General features: G+C 60.5%; 17 protein-coding genes and 3 tRNA genes. 11 read left to right on the top strand and 9 right to left on the bottom strand.

Annotated features, from left to right (window positions below; genetic code table 11):
* The 3 genes from rpoE to DFR34_RS00855 all read right to left on the bottom strand — a co-directional run bounded on the left by rpoE (position 1) and on the right by DFR34_RS00855 (position 2,349).
* Complete coding sequence (gene rpoE / locus DFR34_RS00865; protein ID WP_110389258.1) at positions 1 to 600, bottom strand: RNA polymerase sigma factor RpoE; 600 nt, start codon at positions 598 to 600, stop codon at positions 1 to 3.
* A gap of 360 nt (positions 601 to 960) precedes the next feature.
* Positions 961 to 1,416, bottom strand: coding sequence for a GlcG/HbpS family heme-binding protein (locus tag DFR34_RS00860; protein ID WP_110389257.1), 456 nt, complete (start codon positions 1,414 to 1,416; stop codon positions 961 to 963).
* Between the two features lie 306 nt (positions 1,417 to 1,722).
* A complete protein-coding gene (locus DFR34_RS00855; RefSeq protein WP_245906775.1) occupies positions 1,723 to 2,349 on the bottom strand; it encodes a Bax inhibitor-1 family protein in 627 nt (208 codons plus the stop codon).
* Between the two features lie 326 nt (positions 2,350 to 2,675).
* On the opposite strand from DFR34_RS00855, the gene DFR34_RS00850 reads away from it, so the two are divergent.
* The 9 genes from DFR34_RS00850 to DFR34_RS00810 all read left to right on the top strand — a co-directional run bounded on the left by DFR34_RS00850 (position 2,676) and on the right by DFR34_RS00810 (position 11,273).
* Positions 2,676 to 2,760, top strand: a tRNA-Leu gene (locus DFR34_RS00850).
* Between the two features lie 88 nt (positions 2,761 to 2,848).
* Entirely contained in the window at positions 2,849 to 4,162 is a 1,314-nt protein-coding gene (tig, locus tag DFR34_RS00845; RefSeq protein WP_110389255.1) for a trigger factor, read from the top strand.
* Positions 4,162 to 4,803, top strand: a complete 642-nt coding sequence (clpP, locus tag DFR34_RS00840; RefSeq protein ID WP_110389254.1) for an ATP-dependent Clp endopeptidase proteolytic subunit ClpP — start codon at positions 4,162 to 4,164, stop codon at positions 4,801 to 4,803. Before tig ends, clpP begins: the two co-directional genes overlap by 1 nt.
* An 11-nt stretch (positions 4,804 to 4,814) precedes the next feature.
* A complete protein-coding gene (gene clpX / locus DFR34_RS00835; RefSeq protein WP_110389253.1) occupies positions 4,815 to 6,092 on the top strand; it encodes an ATP-dependent Clp protease ATP-binding subunit ClpX in 1,278 nt (425 codons plus the stop codon).
* A gap of 166 nt (positions 6,093 to 6,258) precedes the next feature.
* Positions 6,259 to 8,679: an endopeptidase La gene (lon, locus tag DFR34_RS00830; protein WP_110389252.1), complete on the top strand. Its 2,421-nt coding sequence runs from the start codon at positions 6,259 to 6,261 to the stop codon at positions 8,677 to 8,679.
* A gap of 187 nt (positions 8,680 to 8,866) precedes the next feature.
* Positions 8,867 to 9,157, top strand: coding sequence for an HU family DNA-binding protein (locus DFR34_RS00825; protein WP_273479695.1), 291 nt, complete (start codon positions 8,867 to 8,869; stop codon positions 9,155 to 9,157).
* Between the two features lie 41 nt (positions 9,158 to 9,198).
* Positions 9,199 to 9,275: transfer RNA gene (locus DFR34_RS00820), tRNA-Val, on the top strand.
* A 5-nt stretch (positions 9,276 to 9,280) separates the two neighbouring features.
* Positions 9,281 to 9,357, top strand: a tRNA-Asp gene (locus DFR34_RS00815).
* 71 nt (positions 9,358 to 9,428) lie between these two features.
* The gene (locus DFR34_RS00810) at positions 9,429 to 11,273 is read left to right on the top strand and encodes a SurA N-terminal domain-containing protein (RefSeq protein ID WP_110389250.1); all 1,845 of its coding nucleotides are present in this window, start codon (positions 9,429 to 9,431) and stop codon (positions 11,271 to 11,273) included.
* A gap of 100 nt (positions 11,274 to 11,373) precedes the next feature.
* Here the strand turns inward: DFR34_RS00810 and DFR34_RS00805 are convergent, their stop codons facing one another.
* Entirely contained in the window at positions 11,374 to 13,182 is a 1,809-nt protein-coding gene (locus tag DFR34_RS00805; RefSeq protein WP_110389249.1) for a methyl-accepting chemotaxis protein, read from the bottom strand.
* A 251-nt stretch (positions 13,183 to 13,433) separates the two neighbouring features.
* Between DFR34_RS00805 and DFR34_RS16695 the strand changes: the two genes are divergently transcribed.
* On the top strand, positions 13,434 to 13,694 hold the full coding sequence (locus DFR34_RS16695) for a hypothetical protein (protein WP_146215021.1): 261 nt from the start codon (positions 13,434 to 13,436) through the stop codon (positions 13,692 to 13,694).
* 57 nt (positions 13,695 to 13,751) lie between these two features.
* Here DFR34_RS16695 and trhP read toward each other — a convergent pair whose 3' ends face one another.
* The 3 genes from trhP to DFR34_RS17465 form a co-directional block, all read right to left on the bottom strand.
* Positions 13,752 to 15,107 carry a prephenate-dependent tRNA uridine(34) hydroxylase TrhP gene (gene trhP, locus DFR34_RS00800; protein WP_110389248.1) on the bottom strand — a complete coding sequence of 452 codons (1,356 nt, stop codon included), beginning with the start codon at positions 15,105 to 15,107 and terminating at the stop codon, positions 13,752 to 13,754.
* Positions 15,108 to 15,240: 133 nt separating this feature from the next.
* Positions 15,241 to 15,873 carry a LysE family translocator gene (locus tag DFR34_RS00795; RefSeq protein ID WP_110389462.1) on the bottom strand — a complete coding sequence of 211 codons (633 nt, stop codon included), beginning with the start codon at positions 15,871 to 15,873 and terminating at the stop codon, positions 15,241 to 15,243.
* Between the two features lie 95 nt (positions 15,874 to 15,968).
* Complete coding sequence (locus DFR34_RS17465; protein ID WP_245906774.1) at positions 15,969 to 16,820, bottom strand: LexA family protein; 852 nt, start codon at positions 16,818 to 16,820, stop codon at positions 15,969 to 15,971.
* Positions 16,821 to 16,940: 120 nt separating this feature from the next.
* Here DFR34_RS17465 and DFR34_RS00785 point away from each other — a divergent pair, with 120 nt between their 5' ends.
* The gene (locus DFR34_RS00785; protein WP_245906773.1) at positions 16,941 to 17,282 is read left to right on the top strand and encodes a YkgJ family cysteine cluster protein; all 342 of its coding nucleotides are present in this window, start codon (positions 16,941 to 16,943) and stop codon (positions 17,280 to 17,282) included.
* A gap of 124 nt (positions 17,283 to 17,406) precedes the next feature.
* On the opposite strand, the gene DFR34_RS00780 is transcribed toward DFR34_RS00785, so the two are convergent.
* Both DFR34_RS00780 and DFR34_RS00775 read right to left on the bottom strand, forming a co-directional pair.
* Positions 17,407 to 17,916, bottom strand: a complete 510-nt coding sequence (locus tag DFR34_RS00780) for a GNAT family N-acetyltransferase (RefSeq protein ID WP_146215020.1) — start codon at positions 17,914 to 17,916, stop codon at positions 17,407 to 17,409.
* A gap of 135 nt (positions 17,917 to 18,051) precedes the next feature.
* Entirely contained in the window at positions 18,052 to 18,618 is a 567-nt protein-coding gene (locus DFR34_RS00775) for a GGDEF domain-containing protein (RefSeq protein WP_110389245.1), read from the bottom strand.
* Between the last annotated feature and the right edge of the window lie 176 nt (positions 18,619 to 18,794).

The following is an 18,794-nucleotide window of genomic DNA, read 5'->3' as shown; positions in this document are numbered from 1 at the left end:
TCACCACCTTTTGTTCTTGGCCGTGTCCAACAACGGTTTGAGCTGGGCAGAAATCGCCTCGCGGGCGCGGAAAATCCGCGAGCGCACGGTGCCGATCGGGCAATCCATGGCCAGGGCGATGTCTTCGTAGCTCATGCCTTCCATTTCGCGCAGGGTGATCGCCATGCGCAGCTCTTCCGGCAGTGCCTCGACAGCACGATTGACCGTCTCGACGATTTGCCGGTTCATGTATTCGGTTTCCGGGGTGTTCAGATCGGGCACCTGGGCGGAAAGATCCACCGTGTCGCCGTCTTCATCCTCGTAATCCCCACTCAGCAGCGGGCGCTTGCCCGATGCCGAGAGATAGTTTTTTGCCGTATTGATGCCGATACGGTACAGCCAGGTATAAAACGCGCTGTCTCCGCGAAAGCTTGGCAAGGCGCGATACGCCTTGATGAAGGCTTCCTGGGTGACATCTTCGATTTCCGCCGGGTCGCGGATGAACCGCGACAACAGACGCGCCAGCCGGCGCTGGTATTTGTTTACCAGAAAATCAAAAGCCCGCTTGTCTCCCCGCTGCGCCCGGCTGACCAATTGCTGGTCAATATCCCGTTCGCTCATGCGATAAGTGGCTCCCGTCGTGGCGCCAGCCATGCCTTGGCATGGCCCCAGATCTTGCCAGATGCACATAGGCGCATCTGCTTGATTTTATTATTCAGTTGACTGCGCGCAACGCCAGCAGCAGACCGTCGCGCACCGATGGCGCGCGCGTCGGCAAAGGCCAGCCTTGGCGGCCGTCCTCGCCGTGTAGCCACGGGCGGGCGGCGCCTGCCATCCTGCCAGATAGGTGGATGATCTGCTCAGTAGACTTACTGAGTGCACGCAAGTTCGCCAGGGTCTGCGGAAAAGTTGATCCAGCGCAGACCTGTTCCGGTGCAGCGCCAATTAAGCCTGGCGATGCCTGGCGGCATGGTACTGGATTCAGCCAGGCAATGCAGCAGCGTTGCGGCGCCAGGCCGTGGCCAGCACGGCCAGTGCGGCCTCGGCACAGGCAAGGTCTTGTGTCTCGCTGCCGCCAGACACGCCTATCGCTCCGAGCCGGGCGTCATCCAGCAGCACTGGCAGGCCGCCGGCAAAGCCGACAAAGCGCTCGCGCAGCATCAGCCCGTGGCGCAGCATGTCGGATTGTCCGGCCAGCCGCGCCGCCCAATCGCCGGTGGGACGGCCAAAGCTGACGGCGCTATAGGCTTTGTCCTGGGCGATGTTGATGGTGTGCAGCGCGGCGCCAGGCATGCGCTTGAAGCCCAACAGGTGGCCGGCGTGATCCACCACGGCAACAGAAACACGCAGTTGCAGCGACTCGGCGTGGGCGATGGCGGTGTCCAGCAGCAGGCTGGCAGCGGATAAGGGCAAGGAAGCAAAGGTGATGGGGGTCATAACTTAGCAATTCAATTTGTCGAGAGCCGCTCACCAAACCGGCCCGAGTGGTGATGCACGCGTGCGACGGGTGTAGAGCGGCTAACAAAACCCTCCTGGCGTTGTTGCCTACCCGTACTGTCTGCGGTCGTGCGCCTAGCCAGGATCGCTTCGCTGAGTTTTGTTAGCCGCTCTTTAAGATCCGCTTCGCTGAGTCTGGTGAGCAGCGCTTAGCGTACCCCGGATTGCACACGACGAAAACACGCCCGCCCCGGCAAAGCGGGGCGGGCGTGTTCAGGGCTTGGTGCGATGAATCAGCGAGTGGGATCAGTCGCGGTCGCCGCCAAAGGCCATCAGCAGTTGCAGCAGGCTGGAGAAGATATTGTACAAACTGACATACAGGGTCAGCGTGGCCGAGATGTAGCTGTCTTCACCACCGTCCACCACTTCCTTGATCTGATACAGGATCACCGCTGACGAGAACAGGATGAAACCCACGTTCAAGGCCAGATACAGCGCCGGCAGCTTCAGGAAGATGTTGGCAACCATCGCCGCCAGTAGCACCACAGCGCCAACGGTGATGAACTTGGACAAAAAGCTCAGATCATGCTTGGTGGTGCTGGCAATGCCGGCCAGCACAAAAAAGGCCAACGAGGTGGTGCCTGCCGCCATGGCAATCAGCTGACCGCCGTTGCGCAACGACAAGGCCACTTGCAGCAAGGGGCCAAGCAACAGGCCCATCAGGAAGGTGAAGCCCAGCATCAGGCCGACACCCAGACTGCTGTAGCGGTTTTTCTCGATGGCGAACATCATGCCGTACAGCACCACCATCATCAGCAGGCTGGAGACAATCGGGCTGGCGCGCATGAAGCCGAAATTCATCTGCACGCCGATCAGTGCCCCGACCAGCGTGGGCAGCAGACTGAGCGCCAAGAGCCAGTAGGTATTGCGCATGACCTTGTTGCGGCTTGCAGCCAGTGTCGAACTGGCAGAGGCTGAAGACAACTGGGTGTACATGGTGACATTCTCCGTGTATTTGTGTGTAAGCAAGGGCGCGCAATGCGCTTGTCTTGCAGTGTAGCCTGAAAAACCCGCGATGCGTCAAGCAATTGGCATGCTGACGATCCCGCGTTGGCTGCGGTGTTCAACAGACCGTGGCGCGGGCGACAAGTTCCGGCCTTGTCACAGCTGGCTTGTCAGCAAAAAGCCGGTTCATGTATCCTTGACGGCTAACCGTGTGTTTCCGGCTCGTTCGGGCCGAAGTATACGGTCTTCCTTTAGCGAGGGTGGCGGAATTGGTAGACGCACTGGATTTAGGTTCCAGCGCCGAAAGGTGTAAGGGTTCGAGTCCCTTCTCTCGCACCAGAACAACGCATGCGCCAAGACGCCGTCCAGACCGGACGGCGTCTTGGCGTGGCAGCGCGCTTATCACTTTCCTCGAAGGACCCAAACAATGCAAGTTCAGCTCGAAACGCTTGGCGCACTGGAACGCCGCCTGAATATCACCCTGCCGATGGCCGACATCGACGCCCAGGTGGCCCAACGCCTGCAACGCGTGGCGCGCACCGCCAAGGTGCAGGGCTTCCGTCCGGGCAAGGCCCCGCTGAAGATCGTCGAGCAGAACTATGGCGCACAAGTGCGTGAAGACGTGCTGGGCGAAGAAGTGCAAAAGAGCTTCGCCAAGGCCATCCAGGAACAAAAAATCGACATCGCCGGCTACCCGCGCTTCGAGCCGTTTGACAACCAAACCGCCACCGGCGAGTCGTTCACCTTCTCCGCCGTGTTCGAAGTCTACCCGGAAGTCACCGTGGGTGATTTGTCTGGCCAGGAAATCGCCAAGGCCACCTGCGATGTGACCGAAGCCGAAATCGACAAGACCATCGACATCCTGCGCAAGCAGCGCACCCGCTTCAACCACGCTGAACGCGCCGCCCAGGCTGGCGACCGCGTGACCATCGACTTCAAGGGCACCATCGACGGTGAGGCCTTTGCCGGCGGCAGCGCCGACAACTACTCCTTTGTGCTGGGCGAAGGCCAGATGCTGCCGGAATTCGAAACCGGCGTGACCGGCATGAGCGAAGGCGAAACCAAGGATGTGCCGCTGAACTTCCCGGAGGACTACCACGGTAAAGATGTGGCCGGCAAACAAGCCGTGTTCGCCATCACCTTGAAAAATGTCGCCGAGCCGCAACTTCCGGAAGTGGACGCCGATTTTGCCAAGAACCTGGGCGTGGCCGACGGCGACGTGGCCAAGATGCGTGACGAAATCAGCAAGAACGTCACCCGCGAAGCCAAGCGCCGCCTGCAAGCCCGCGTCAAGGAAGGCGTGATGCAGGCCCTGCTGGACGTCACCCCGATCGAACTGCCCAAGTCGCTGATCGACATGGAAATCGGCCGTCTGATGCAACAGGCTCGTGAAGACATGATGCAGCGCGGCTATGGCGCCCAAATGAAGGACATGCCGCTGCCGCGCGAACTGTTTGAAGAGCAAGCCAAGCGTCGCGTGTCGCTGGGCCTGATTCTTGCTGAGGTGGTGGAGAAGCACTCGCTGAGCGCCACCCCGGAACAAGTCAAGGCTTTCATCACCGAGCAGGCTGAAAGCTACGAAAACCCGCAGGAAGTGATCGACTGGTACTACGCCAGCCCGGAACGCCTGGACGGCCCGGCCTCGGTGGTGCTGGAAGACAATGTGGTGGCTTTTGTGCTGTCGCAGGCTAAAGTCAACGAACAAGCCGTTCCGTTTGAAGAATTGATGGGGAATAACTGATGCATACACTGCCAGGTTGGCTGAACAATATGTCGGGGCCGCAGAATCTGGGCCTCGTTCCGATGGTTGTCGAGCAAAGTGGTCGTGGCGAACGCGCCTTTGACATTTACTCGCGCCTGCTCAAGGAACGCATTGTGTTCCTGGTCGGGCCGGTAACCGATGAATCGGCCAATCTGGTGGTGGCGCAGCTGCTGTTTCTTGAATCGGAAAACCCGGACAAGGACATCTCGCTGTACATCAATTCGCCGGGCGGCTCGGTGACCGCCGGCATGTCGATCTACGACACGATGAACTTCATCAAGCCGGATGTCTCCACCTTGTGCATCGGCCAGGCGTGCAGCATGGGCGCCTTCCTGCTGTCGGCCGGCGCCAAGGGCAAGCGCTTCTCGCTGCCCAATTCGCGGGTGATGATCCATCAGCCGCTGGGCGGCTATCAGGGCCAGGCCTCGGATATTGAAATCCACGCCAAGGAAATCCTGTACCTGAAGGAACGCCTGAACAAGATGCTGGCCGATCACACTGGCCAGCCGCTGGAGGTGATCGAGCGCGACACCGACCGCGACAATTTCATGAGCGCTGACGCCGCCCTGGCCTATGGCCTGGTGGACAAAGTGCTCCCCAACCGGCAAGCCGCCGCCTAACGGATCAAGTGATGTCTGACAACAAATCCAGCGACAAGCTGCTGTACTGCTCGTTCTGCGGCAAGAGTCAGCATGAAGTCAAAAAGCTGATTCAGGGCCCGCAGGTGTATATCTGCGACGAATGCGTCGAGCTGTGCAACGATATCCTGCATGAAGAGCAGATCACCTCGCCCGCCCCTGGCGAGCCGGGTGAGGGCAAGCGCGCGCCGCTGCCCACGCCGCATCAGCTGCGCGGCACGCTCGACCAGTACGTGATTGGCCAGGATGGCGCCAAAAAAGCGCTGGCAGTGGCGGTGTACAACCACTACAAGCGCCTGGAAACCAAGCTGGCGCCGGGCGATGTCGAGCTGGCCAAGAGCAATATTTTGCTGATTGGCCCGACCGGCTCCGGCAAAACCTTGCTGGCACAAACCCTGGCCCGCCTGCTGGATGTGCCTTTTGTGATGGCCGACGCCACCACGCTGACCGAAGCCGGCTATGTGGGCGAAGATGTGGAAAACATCATCGCCAAGCTGCTGCAAAAGTGCGACTACGATGTGGACCGCGCCCAGCGCGGCATCATCTATATTGACGAAATCGACAAGATTTCGCGCAAGTCGGACAACCCGTCCATCACCCGCGATGTCTCGGGCGAAGGCGTGCAGCAAGCCCTGCTCAAGCTGGTGGAAGGCACGGTGGCGTCGATTCCGCCGCAAGGCGGGCGCAAGCATCCCAACCAGGAATTCATCCAGGTGGACACCACCAATATCCTGTTCATCTGCGGCGGCGCATTTGATGGTCTGGAAAAGATCATCCGCAACCGTTCGCAAAAGGGTGGCATCGGCTTTGGCGCCGATGTGTACTCCAAGGATGACGGGCGCGCGGTGGGCAAGGTCTTGCAGGAAACCGAACCGGAAGATCTGATCAAATTTGGCCTGATCCCCGAGTTCATTGGTCGCCTGCCGGTCATCGCCATGCTGGACGAGCTGGACGAGGAAGCGCTGGTCACCATCCTGACCGAGCCGAAGAACGCTTTGGTGCGACAGTTCCAGAAGTTGTTTGAAATGGAACAAACCGAGTTGGAAATCCGACCATCGGCCCTGCGCGCCATCGCCAAACAGGCATTGGCCCGCAAGACTGGCGCCCGCGGTCTGCGCTCGATTCTGGAGCGCGCGCTGCTGGATACCATGTACGATCTGCCTTCCTTGCAGAATGTCGTGCAGGTGGTGGTGGACGAAACCGTGATCGACAAGGGCTCTGCTCCTCTGCTGATTCACGCCGACGCCGAGCCGGTGGCGCAATCGGCCTGATTTCAGGCAGATGCCCGCGCACGCAACCGCTCGCCAGGCCGGCGAGCGGTTTTTTTATGCCAGCCCTCGGTGCATGACAACGGCGAATCTTGCCGGCGGGCTTGATTTCACGCATGCTTGCCCCATCTAGCCTTGCATTGCCCCGCTATTTTTACAGGTCGATACCATGTCTACTACCGAATTGCTGACCGAGGACACCAGCCTGCCGCTTCTGCCATTGCGCGACGTGGTGGTGTTTCCGCATATGGTCATCCCCCTGTTCGTCGGGCGCCCCAAGTCCATCAAGGCGCTGGAAAAGGCCATGGAATCCGACAAGCAGATCCTGCTGCTGGCGCAAAAATCCGCCTCCAAGGACGAGCCCTCCGCAGACGATCTGTACGCGCTGGGCACGGTGGCCACCGTGCTGCAACTGCTCAAGCTGCCTGATGGCACGGTGAAAGTGCTGGTGGAAGGCCGCCAGCGCGCCAGTGTGAATCACATCAATGAAGACGCCGGCTATTTTGTCGGCGAAATCACCCCGCTGCCGGCCGAAGGCAAGGAAAACACCGAAACCGAGGCCATGCGCCGCGCGCTGATCGGTCAGTTTGAGCAGTTCGTCAAACTCAACAAGAAAATCCCGCCTGAAATCCTGTCCTCGCTGTCCGCCATCGACAAGGCTGGCCGTCTGGCCGATACCATCGCCGCACAACTGCCGCTGAAACTGGAGCAAAAGCAGGATGTGCTGGAAATGGCCGACATCAAAACCCGGCTGGAGCACCTGCTGGCCCAGCTGGAATCAGAAATCGACATCCTGCAGGTAGAAAAGCGCATCCGTGGCCGGGTCAAACGGCAAATGGAAAAAAGCCAGCGCGATTACTACCTGAATGAGCAGGTGAAAGCCATTCAGCGCGAACTGGGCGAAGAGGATGAAAGCTCTGACCTGGACGAGCTGGAGAAAAAAATCAAAACGGCGGGCATGAGCAAAGAAGCCCGCGACAAGGCCAATAGCGAACTGCGCAAGCTGCGCATGATGTCGCCGATGTCGGCCGAAGCTACCGTGGTGCGCAACTACATCGAAACGCTGATCGAGCTGCCGTGGAAGAAAAAAACCAAGATCAGCAAAGACCTGGAACACGCTGAAACCGTGCTCGACGAAGACCACTTTGGCCTGGACAAGGTCAAAGAGCGCATTGTCGAGTATCTCGCCGTGCAGCAGCGCGTGGACAAGCTCAAGGCGCCGATTCTGTGCCTGGTCGGCCCGCCCGGCGTGGGCAAGACCTCGCTGGGGCAGTCGATTGCCCGCGCGGTCAACCGTCAGTTTGTGCGCATGGCGCTGGGCGGCGTGCGCGACGAGGCCGAGATTCGCGGCCACCGCCGCACCTATATCGGCTCGATGCCGGGCAAGGTGCTGCAAAACATGACCAAGGTCGGGGTGAAAAACCCGCTGTTCCTGCTCGACGAAGTGGACAAAATGGGCGCGGATTTCCGTGGTGATCCGTCGTCGGCGCTGCTGGAGGTGCTTGATCCAGAACAAAACGCCACCTTTGTGGACCATTACGCCGAGGTAGAATACGACCTGTCCGACGTGATGTTTGTCGCCACCGCCAACTCGATGAATATCCCGCCGGCGCTGCTGGATCGCATGGAAATCATCCGGCTGTCCGGCTATACCGAAGACGAAAAAATCGCCATCGCCGAGCGCTATCTCTTGCCCAAGCAGATGAAGAACACCGGCCTGAGCGAAGCCGAGCTGGCGGTGCAAGAGTCCGCCGTGCGCGACATCGTGCGCTATTACACCCGCGAAGCCGGCGTGCGCAGCCTGGACCGCGAGCTGAACAAGATCTGCCGCAAGGTGGTGAAGGCGCAACAAGGCAAAAAAGCCGCAGCCAAGCCGACCCGCGTTACCGTCAACGCCAAGAATCTGGACAAATACCTGGGTGTGCGCCGCTACGATTACGGTCTGGCGGAAGAAGCCAATCAGGTCGGCCAGGTCACTGGCCTGGCGTGGACCGAAGTGGGCGGCGAATTGCTGACCATCGAGGCGGTGGGTTTGCCGGGCAAGGGCACCATCATCCGTACCGGCCAGTTGGGTGAAGTGATGCAGGAATCCATCACCGCCGCCATGAGCGTGGTGCGCCGTCGGGCACGCAGCCTGGGCATTGCCAAAGATTTTTACGAAAAGAACGATATCCACATTCACCTGCCCGAAGGCGCCACGCCCAAGGATGGTCCGTCGGCCGGTATTGGCATTGTCACCGCCATCACCTCGTCGCTGACCGGCATTCCGGTGCGTGCCGATGTGGCGATGACCGGCGAAATCACCCTGCGCGGCGAGGTGTTGCCGATTGGTGGCCTGAAGGAAAAACTGCTGGCGGCCCAGCGTGGCGGCATCAAGCATGTGCTGATTCCCAAGGGCAATATCAAGGATTTGGCGGAAATCCCTGATTCCATCAAGAAAAAGCTGGAAATTCACCCGGTGAAGTGGATTGAAGAGGTGTTTGCCCTGGCGCTGGAGCACAGCCCGACCCCGCTGGTGGATGAGGATGACGTTGGCACGATTCCTGCCAAAGCCGACGAACTGCCCGCCGCTCGTCCGGTCACGCACTGATTGGCTAATTTGTTGCTACCCTGCCCGGTGTGTTTCTTGCGTTGCAGCATGAGCACACCCGGGCAGGCAGTCGCATAAAAATGCTTCCATCCGTCTGGAATAAGCCGGCAAAGCCGCTTGACACAAGGATTTGCCGCTTGCTATAAAGCCGGAAGATTTTAATGAATGCTGTGTGCGCAAGCTCACAATTCTCGTAAAGGGGACAACAGTGAACAAATCCGAACTGATCGATGCCATGGCCGCGTCGGCTGACATTCCCAAGGCTGCCGCTGGCAAAGCCCTGGACGGCATGGTCGAAGCGCTGACGCAAGCGCTGAAGAATGGCGATACGGTCACGCTGGTGGGCTTTGGCAGCTTCTACGTGGGCGAACGCGCTGAGCGCACCGGCCGCAATCCGAAAACCGGTGAAACCATCACCATCCCGGCAGCGAAATCTCCTAAATTTCGCGCTGGTAAAACGCTGAAAGATGCGCTATAATCTTTTTCTCGGTTGGTTGAAGCAATCCAGTTAGCCGATCTGGGCGGTTAGTCTCAGTTGGTAGAGCACTGCCTTCACACGGCAGGGGTCACTGGTTCGAGTCCAGTACCGCCCACCAAGCGCGGAGTGGTAGTTCAGTTGGTTAGAATACCGGCCTGTCACGCCGGGGGTCGCGGGTTCGAGTCCCGTCCACTCCGCCAGAGAATACAAAAGGTGAACGCGTGCGCGTTCACCTTTTTTTTATTGTCGCCTCATTCGAGGGCTGTGTTCCATGTTCGATTTTGTCCAGAAAAACTCCCTGTTCATCAAAGTTGTGCTCGGCGGCGTGGCGCTGACCTTTGTCGGTTTTGGTGTGGGCAGTTATACCGCCGCTACCGATGACCCCTATCTGGCCAAGGTGGATGGTGTCAAGATCTACAAGCAGGATATCGAGCGCGCGCTCAACGGCCGCCCGGCCGACGCCGCTACCCGTCAAGGCGTGCTGGAAAACCTGGTGCGTAAAGAGTTGCTGCTGGCGGACGCCCGGTCGTCTGGCCTGGTGGTCAGCGCCGATGAACTGCGGCGGGCGATTCTGGACATCCCCGGCCTGCAAGAAAACGGCAAGTTCAGCAAAACCCAATATGAGCTGTTCTTGAAGAGCCAGGGCCTGTCGGCGCCGCTCTTTGAGAAAATGATTGGCGACGATTTGCTGATTCAAAAACAGCTGGACAGCATCGCCGGCTCTTCGCTGGTATCCAACGCCGGCATTGAGCGCGTCCACCAGCTGATTGGCCAGTCGCGCGAGATCAGCGCCTGGGTGCTGCGCCCGCAGCAGTTTGCCACTGAGGTCAAGATTGACGACGAAGCGGTGAAAGCCTATTACACCGCACAGAACAAGCGTTTCCAGACGCCGGACATGGTGCGCGCCCAGTATGTGACGCTCAGCCAGGACAAGCTGGCCGCCAGCATCAAGGTCAGCGATGAAGAAATCCGCCAGTATTTCGAACAGCACCGCGCCGAATTGGCGCCGGAACAACGTCGGGTGGCGCATATCCTGATTGCCGCCGGCAAGGATGCTGACGCCGCTGCGCGCACCAAGGCACGCGAGCAGGCCGAAGCGCTGCTGAAAGAGCTGAAAACCAATCCTGGCCGTTTTGCCGAACTGGCGCGCGCGCGCTCGCAAGACCCTGGCTCGGCCGCCCAGGGCGGCGATCTGGGCTATTTTGCCAAGGGTATGATGGTCAAGCCGTTTGAAGACACCGCGTTCAAACTGGCCAAGGGCGAGATGAGCGGCGTGGTGGAAACCGACTTTGGTTATCACATCCTGCGTCTGGATGATATCAAGCAGCCGGACTTTGCCGCCGTCAAGGAGCAAGTCACCGCCCGCCTGCAAAAGCAAAAAGCCACCGGCGCACTGCGCGAGCAGGCGGAAAAACTCAATGAGCTGGCCTATCAGCAAGCCGACAGCCTGAAAGCCGCCAGCGACACGCTCAAGCTGCCGCTGGAAACCAGCGACTGGCTGGCGCGTGACAGCAAGCCGACCAACCCGCTGCTGGCCCATCCTAAAGTGCTGGACGCCTTGTTCAGCGACGACGTGCTGAAGGGCAAGCACAATAGCGAAGCCATCGAAGTGGCGCCGGGCACGCTGGTGGTGGTGCGCGTGGCCGAGCACAAGCCGGCAGCACAAAAACCGCTGGAAGAAGTCGCCGCCAGCATTCGCCAGACGCTGACCGATAGCAAGGCCGCCGAACTGGCCAGCGAGAAGGGCAAAACCCTGTTGGCCACGCTGAAAGCCGGTAAAGCGGCTGCTGGCGAAAGCTGGGGCCCGATGCAAACGGTGTCACGTCAGGCGCCGGTCAGCCTGTCGCGTGACGCTGCACGCGTGGTGTTCTCTGCCCCGGTGGCCAAACTGCCGGCCTATGCTGGCGCCGCCACCGACACTGGCGACTATGTGATCTACCGCATCAGCAAGGTGACCCCGGCGCCGGCCGCCAAGCCGGAAGATCAGGCGCGCCTGCGCCAGATGCTGAGTCAGGCAATGTCCAACGCTGAAGCCATGGCCTATGTAGAAAGCCTGCGCCAGCGCTTCAAGGTGGTGCAGCGCCCGATCACTGGCGGTGAAGACAGCCAGCAGTAAGCCTGTCGCCCTGGCCATGAAAAAGCCCATCGCCCGCCTGGTGTCAGCCACGGCGGGCGATGGGCTTTTTACGGCGGCCTGAACCGCGCCTTGGCAAGGTTTACAGGTGTCCGCTGAGGGTGAGCATGCGGGTGGTGTCAAAACCCAGCCGTAGCGCACCCCAGTGGCGATTATTGATGAATACCGGCAGCGAGATTTCCGACAGCACCTCGCCAGTGTCGCGCACATAGGTTTGCAGCAAGAACGGCAAGGTGTTGCTGGCGGATTTCAGCCCGGCCGGGTCGTTGAAAATGCGCTTGTCGCGGCTGTGCAGCAGGTCTACGCGCGCGTCGCCAGTGGGTTTTTTCGAGTAGAACGAATTGTGCGTGGGGGCATAGCCGCCTTCATCCACCAACAGGGCAAAGCGCCCGCCGGGGGTTTCGTCCACCAGACGGTCGTAATCCGGCTGCATCACCCGTTCGAACTCTTCGTCGTAGCAGGTGTGGTATTTGGTTGGCTGGGTGCCAGGAATCGGCCGGTAATTGCGGTCAAACAGGTTGACTCCACGGTCAGCCATCTCTTGCAGGCGTTTTTCCAGCATCTCCCGATAGCTGCGCGCGCGATTGATGGCGTGATCAAAATCCCCCTCGCCAACGCTGAAACGCGACACCAGCTCTTGCACCTGCTCGGAAGCATGCGACAGCTCCTGGGAGACCTTGTGGCTTTGTTGCAGCTTGTCGGTGACTTGCTGGCTCAGTTCGTCGATGTCCGACACATGGCGGTTCACCTGCTTGTTGGTGGCGGCGAACTGCTCCATGGTGCGGGCGATATCGGTGAGGCTGCGCGCGGTGTTGTCGTAATCCACCACCATTTTTTCAAAATGCTGGGTGGCTTTGCTGACTGTTTCGCTTGCCAGCCGGGTATCGCTGGTGATTTGCCCGGTTTCGTCCAGGGTATTGCCCACCAGGCGCAGCATGCCGTCGATATTCTCCGAAATCTCATCCGTGGCCACTTTCACCCGCTCGGCCAATTTACGCACTTCATCCGCCACCACGGCAAAGCCGCGCCCGGCCTCGCCCGCGCGGGCGGCCTCAATCGCCGCGTTCAGCGCCAGCAGATTGGTTTGGTCGGAAATATCCTTGATCAGGTCAACAATCTGCTTGATGCTGGCTGAACGCAGATTCAGGCCTTCCACCGTCTGGTTAAAGCGGTTGACCTTCTGGCTGACGGCCTCAATACGCGCAGTGACATCCAGCAGCTCAGCGCAGGAAGATTTGGCCACCGCCAGATTATCCTGGGTGGTGTAAGAAATATCCTGGGTTTGCTCGGACACCTGCGAGATGCCGGCCGTGGTGGCATCGCTGGACTGGCGCACCTCACGAGCAAATTCGCCCTGCTTGCGCGCGCTGCCGAGTGAATCATTGATATTGACCGCCGAACGCGCCGAATCCATGGCAATGCGCACCGTCATCAACCGCACATTGCTGATGATCTCGCGCATCTTGCGCAAAAAGCGGTTGTAGGATTCGGACAGCTCGCGGATTTCGTCAAAGGTCATCGCCGGGATGTCGCGCGACAGATCGCCCTCACCCTGACCGATTTCATTGAAGATGCCAATGATCATGCGCAAGGGGCGGACAATCAAAAAACGCAGATACCAGACCATGAAGGCAATGAAGGCCAGCGAGACAAACCACAGCGCCACCACGGCCTGCAGGGCGCGGTTCATGGTGGTTTCCAGGCTTTGCAGGATGTCAGGTTTGAGCTGGGCGGCTTCCAGCACGCGGTGGACTTCGCCGAAGTAAAACCATAACAGGGCTACAAAGCCCAGTTGGAACAAGCTGATGAAGAAAAAGCTGCACAGCTTGCGGCTGAGCGAGTTCCAGAAGGTTTTCTCGACCAATGTATAGGTTTGCCAGAACCAATTCATTATTTTCCTCCGTCCTGGTCATGCAGGGTTGGCCACGGCATGCGATGGCCACTGACTTCACCATGCGGGCCACACGGGCTCGCCAAAGAAGCGTGCTGCATTGCCGTTGCGCCACCGGACACGAGCCCGGCGCATGCGCGCACCAGACCCGGGACGGCCCCGGTTTCGGCCAACCTGCTGTTTTTATTGTTGATGCACCTGATGGTGCGCTGCAACAGGGCACTCCCTCTTTGTGCCCTGTTTGATGCCATATGCAAATTGACATCAAACGGATTCGTCTTCCCACGACAGACCCCCGCCCAATTCAGGCGGTTCCCCAGTCGGCGCCGGAGAAAGACGGAGATATCCCCGGTCCGGCATGGCGCCGGCCGGGGACTGTTCTTGTGGCGTATTCTGGTATGAAGCTGAAAAAAAATCCAGAATTTACTACGTTGCCCCGCAACATGATTGCCCTTGCAAATCCGCTTGCCAGCAGCCATGCCACTGCACACGCTGGTCACGGATTACTGTGACGATTTCACAAAAAATAAAAAACGTGGCCATTGACCACGTTTTTTATGTAGAAATACCTATTGCAGAATTTTCGCCAGCAACGCGCCTGGTTGAACCTGTCCCAAGTCCATTTCCACATACACCCCGCTGCCGCCCGCCACGTCCACCGGGCCATGGCCGTCGCGCAGCATATCGCCGACGATGATCTCATGGTTGCCGCCAGGCTGAATCACTTCCAGGCGGTCGCCGCGCTCGAAGCGGTTTTTCACCTCCACCCGCGCGCGGCCGTCGGCGCCGACGGTCAGCACATCGCCGACATACTGGCTGCGCTTGGCTTGCGAATGGCCGGTCATGTAATTCTGGTATTCGTGGGTGTGGTGGCGCTCGTAAAAGCCATCGGTGTAGCCGCGATTGGCCAGGCCTTCCAGCTCGGCCAGCAGGCCCAGATCAAACGGCCGGCCGGCCACGGCGTCGTCAATCGCCTGGCGATACACCTGGGCGGTGCGCGCCACGTAATACAAGCTCTTGGTGCGGCCTTCGATCTTCAGCGAATCAATGCCCATCTTCACCAGCCGCTCGACATGCTCCACCGCGCGCAAGTCTTTGCTGTTCATGATGTAGGTGCCATGCTCGTCTTCCATGATCGGCATGGTTTCGCCCGGCCGGCTGCGCTCTTCGATCAGATACACCTTATTGGCCAGCGGGTGACGCTCGGCGCCGCCACAGGCGGCAAACTGCTGGTTGGCGCTGTCCAGCGCCTGCTGGAAGTCCAGGTCAATGCGCTGCGCGTCGCCGCTGTCGCTGCCTTCGCTGGCCTCGTGCACCTGGTAATCCCAGCGACAGGCGTTGGTGCAGGTGCCCTGGTTGGGGTCGCGGTGGTTAAAGTAGCCCGACAGCAAACAGCGGCCCGAGTAGGCAATGCACAGCGCGCCGTGCACAAACACTTCCAGCTCGATATCCGGGCACTGCTGGCGGATTTCTTCCACCTCGTCCAGGCTCAGCTCGCGCGACAGGATAATGCGCGACACGCCCAGCTTCTGCCAGAACTTCACCCCCATATAGTTGACGGTGTTGGCCTGCACGCTCAGGTGCACCGGGATGTCGGGCCAGGTTTCCCGCACCATCATGATCAGGCCGGGGTCGGCCATGATCAGCGCATCCGGCTGCATGGCGATGACTGGCGCCATATCGGCCAGATAGGTTTTCACCTTGGTGTTGTGCGGCAGCAGATTGGAAGCCACGTAAAATTTCTTGCCGCGCGCATGCGCCTCGGCAATGCCGCTGGCCAGTTGCTCCAGCTTGAACTCATTATTGCGCGCGCGCAGGCTGTAGCGCGGCTGGCCGGCGTACACCGCATCGGCGCCAAAATCGTAGGCGGCGCGCATCTTGTCCAGCGTGCCGGCGGGCAACAGTAACTCGGGGGAAAAAGACATGGTCGGGCTGCGTCGGGCGGTGGGAGCGCCCTAGGAAATAAACCCGCGATTATCCGCAGCCCTCTGGCCGGCGTCAAGCCGGCCGGGCTTGATGAGTGGAATTTAACCCTATGAATTACATGGTTTTATCGGCCTAAACGGCATCGCTGCGCCGATACAGAGTCAGCCCCACCGCCATGGCGGCCAGCAGGCCGGCGCAGCCACGGTTCACCCCGCGCATCACCCTGGCCGAAAACGTGCGCATGGCGTGGCGGCCGCCAAAGGCGTACAAGCTCATCATCAGGCAATCCACCAGCGCGCTGATCAGCGCCAGCACCAGGTATTGCTCGGCCATCGGTGCATCCGGGCGGATGAATTGCGGCAAAAAAGCCGAGAAAAACAGCACGCCCTTGGGGTTGGACAAGCCAACCAACACTGCCCGCCAGAACGCCGCCGCACCGCCCTGCCCGCCGCCGGCCAGCGCCTCGGCGCGCAAGGGCTGCGCCGGCGCGCGCCACATGCCCCAGGCCAGATACAGCAAATACGCCGCGCCCAGCCATTTCACCACGCTGAACAGCTGCTCGGAGGTTTGCAACAGCGCGCCCAGGCCGCAGCCCACCGCAGCAATCAGCAGCAAATCAGACAGCACCGCGCCGGCCATGCCCCACAGCGCCACGCGCATGCCGTAGCAAGCGCCATTGTTCAGCGCCAAAAGCATGGAAGGGCCAGGCGTGATCATCACCGCGCTGACTGCGATCAAATAGAGCAATAAAGTGGAAGTGTGCATGACAAAACCGGCAATTTCAGCAAAGTGCCGATTGAGCGCCAAAGCACGTGCGTCGTCAAGTCATCCTGGCGACAGATTCAGACACATCTGGGGCATTACAGCGAGTGAATCACATTGCGGACCACGCCCCAGATCATCAACTCGCAGCCTTCGTCGATGTCGATCGGGGCAAATGCCGGGTTGGCTGGCAACAGCTGCACGCGGCCATGGCGGGTGGACAGGCGCTTGACGGTCAGTTCGCCATCCAGCGCCGCCACCACGATCTTGCCATCTACCGGCGGGCGTGAACGATCCACCACCAGCAAATCACCATCACGGATGCCGGCATCCACCATCGATTCGCCCTTAACCCGCACCAAAAAACTGGCGTCACGGCGCGGCATCAGATAATCGTTGAGGTCGATCAGGTCTTCGATGTCATCGTCAGCTGGCGCGGGTTGCCCGGCAGGCACGGTGTGGCTGTATAGCGGCACGCTGACCACTTCGGTCAGGTGTGGCGGCAGGATGGCGCCCAGCTCGCGCAGCATGGCGCGGTCTGGCGCTGACAAGGGCGCGCGGCGGCGCTGCTCGGCGCGCTCGCGCAGAATTTGCAGCTGCTGAAACTCGCTGGGCTTGAGCGCCACCTGGCGGATGCCCCGACTGGCGCGAAAACGCTCTTGCCGCAAGGCGCCCAGTAATTTGGTGCGGCTGGCGGCATTCAACTGCGCATCCACCCACTCGGCTACCGGCCGCTCGTGTTCGGCATGCTCAGCGGCCAGCAGCGCGCGCAAGGCAGTACGCGCGGCGGTATGCTGGCGTGGCTCGTTCAGCGTCAGCCGGCCTTCTTCCAGTCCGGCCAGCAGCCGCTCGGCCAGCATGGCCTGCTCCACCTGATAATGCACAGGCATGTCGTCGAAACTGGGTTTGCCATCTACCCATTTCGGGGTTTTGCGTTTTCTGCCTGCCATGATCGGCCTCTGATTGCGTGACTGTGACGAATTATATGCGTAATTACACGGTAATTAAACCCATGTTGGCAAATCGCGCTAAGCTTGCGGGTTTTCTGGCTGCACACACAGGATTTCGCCATGGCTTCTTGCTCTCCCCAATCGATCTGCATGCAATGCGGCGCGTGTTGCGCGGCATTCCGGGTGACGTTTCATGTCTCGGAGCTGGATAGCGAAGGGGGGCGGGTGCCGGCTGGGCTGGCCGACGCCGAAACCGACACCTTGTACCGCCTGCGCGGCACGGATTATGCGCGGCCACGGTGTTTGGCCTTGGTGGGCAAGATTGGCGAGGCGGTGCACTGCGGGATTTATCACGAGCGGCCGTCGCCCTGTCGCGAGTTTGGCGCGCGTGCCGAGATCGGCGTGTTTGAAGACGCCTGTCACCGGGCGCGGGCACTGCATGGTTTGCCGGCGCTGGAGTGATTCCCGGCCGTCAACCGCAAAAAGCCAGGACGGCGCAAAAGCCAGCCTGGCTGCCTTTATCCTGTCTACACGCGTGGCTCGTGAGCCCCCACCCGCGTTTGCCTGGTGAGGGCTCACGATTGGCCTACAGCAGGCAATCCATCAACACCGCCTGCTCGCCATAGCCGCAGAGCCCGCTGGCGGCCTCGCTTTGCCGGCGATAGCCATGGCGGGCCCAAAAGGCGTCAGCGCCTTCCACCGCCACCAGCCGGCCATGACGCAGCCCGGCGGCGCGCGCCGGCCGGTAGCTGGCGTGCAACAGCTGCTCGGCCACTTTCTGGCCGCGCCCATCCGGGTGCACCGCCAGATCGTGCAAAAACAGGCAGTCCGGCGCAGGCGGCAGGGCGGGCAGGTCTTGCCCCAGCTTGGGCAGGCTGGCGCGTTGCCAGGGGTGAGAAAACAGATAGCCCAGCACCTGGCCACCCCGGCGCGCCACCCAACAATGGCCAGGCGCGCGTTGCCGGCGCGATTGCAGCGCGGCGGCGGGTTCGATCAGATGTGCGGGATAACACAGACGCTGAATGGCCAGAATGGCCGGCAGATCGCTGGCTTGCATGGGCTGCACGGCCAGCAGGGCAGAACGGGACGACAACACGTGAACAACATCAAAATACCGCGCTCGGGCGGCGGGCTGCGCAGTCTAGCAGATTTGCCCTGAGCCGGCGAACGCAGCGCCGGCCGGAGGGGACCCCCCCATCCGGCCGGCGTTTTGTTAACCGCGCTTGGTCAATCAGGCAGCGTGGGCGTGTTGCACTTCGTCATCTCCGCGCACACCGTCGCGGCCTTCCTGTTTGACGCGAAGCGCGCGCGCTTCGGCTTTTTCCACCAGTACCGTCCAGCTGGCCAGCGCATCCGCCTGCCGCTCGGCCACGCCGATGCTCAAGGTCACCGGCTGGCCATCCGGGCGCAGGCCAAAGCCATGTTTGCGAAAACGCTCCAGCGCAATCCGGGCGTGTTCCAGGCTGGTGTTGGGCAGCATCAGCAAAAAGCGCTTGCCGCTCCAGCGCACCAGCATATCGCCCTGGCGCTGGGTTTTGGCGATGTGCTTGGGCAAATCCGCCAGCAATTGGTCGCCATGCGGGTGGCTGTGGCGTTCGTTGACTTCGCTCAGCCGGTCAATGTCCAGCACCGCCACGGTCAGCGGCGTGTTGCTGCGCTCGGCCACTTCAAATTGCAGCGCCAGCACTTCTTCGCCGCTGCTGCGGGCAAACGCCTGGGTGAGCGGGTCGCGTTGGCGGTTTTGGTACGCATGGTGCAGTTGGGCAACCAGCCTGAGGGTTTCCAGATTGAGCGGCATGATGCGTCCTCCTTGTCTTGGGCTGCTGTCCTGTGATGCTGGCGGCGCCCCGTATTTAGAGCCGCTAACAAAACCCCCTGGCGTTGTTGTGTGACCTTGCCGTACTGCTTGTACTGTCTACGGTCACACGCCTAGCCAGGGCCGCTTCGCTGGGTTTTGTTAGCGACTCTTATGAA

It is taken from the genome of Rivihabitans pingtungensis, assembly GCF_003201855.1.
Taxonomy (GTDB): Bacteria; Pseudomonadota; Gammaproteobacteria; order Burkholderiales; family Aquaspirillaceae; genus Rivihabitans; species Rivihabitans pingtungensis.
This window is presented reverse-complemented; position numbering and strand designations above follow the sequence as displayed.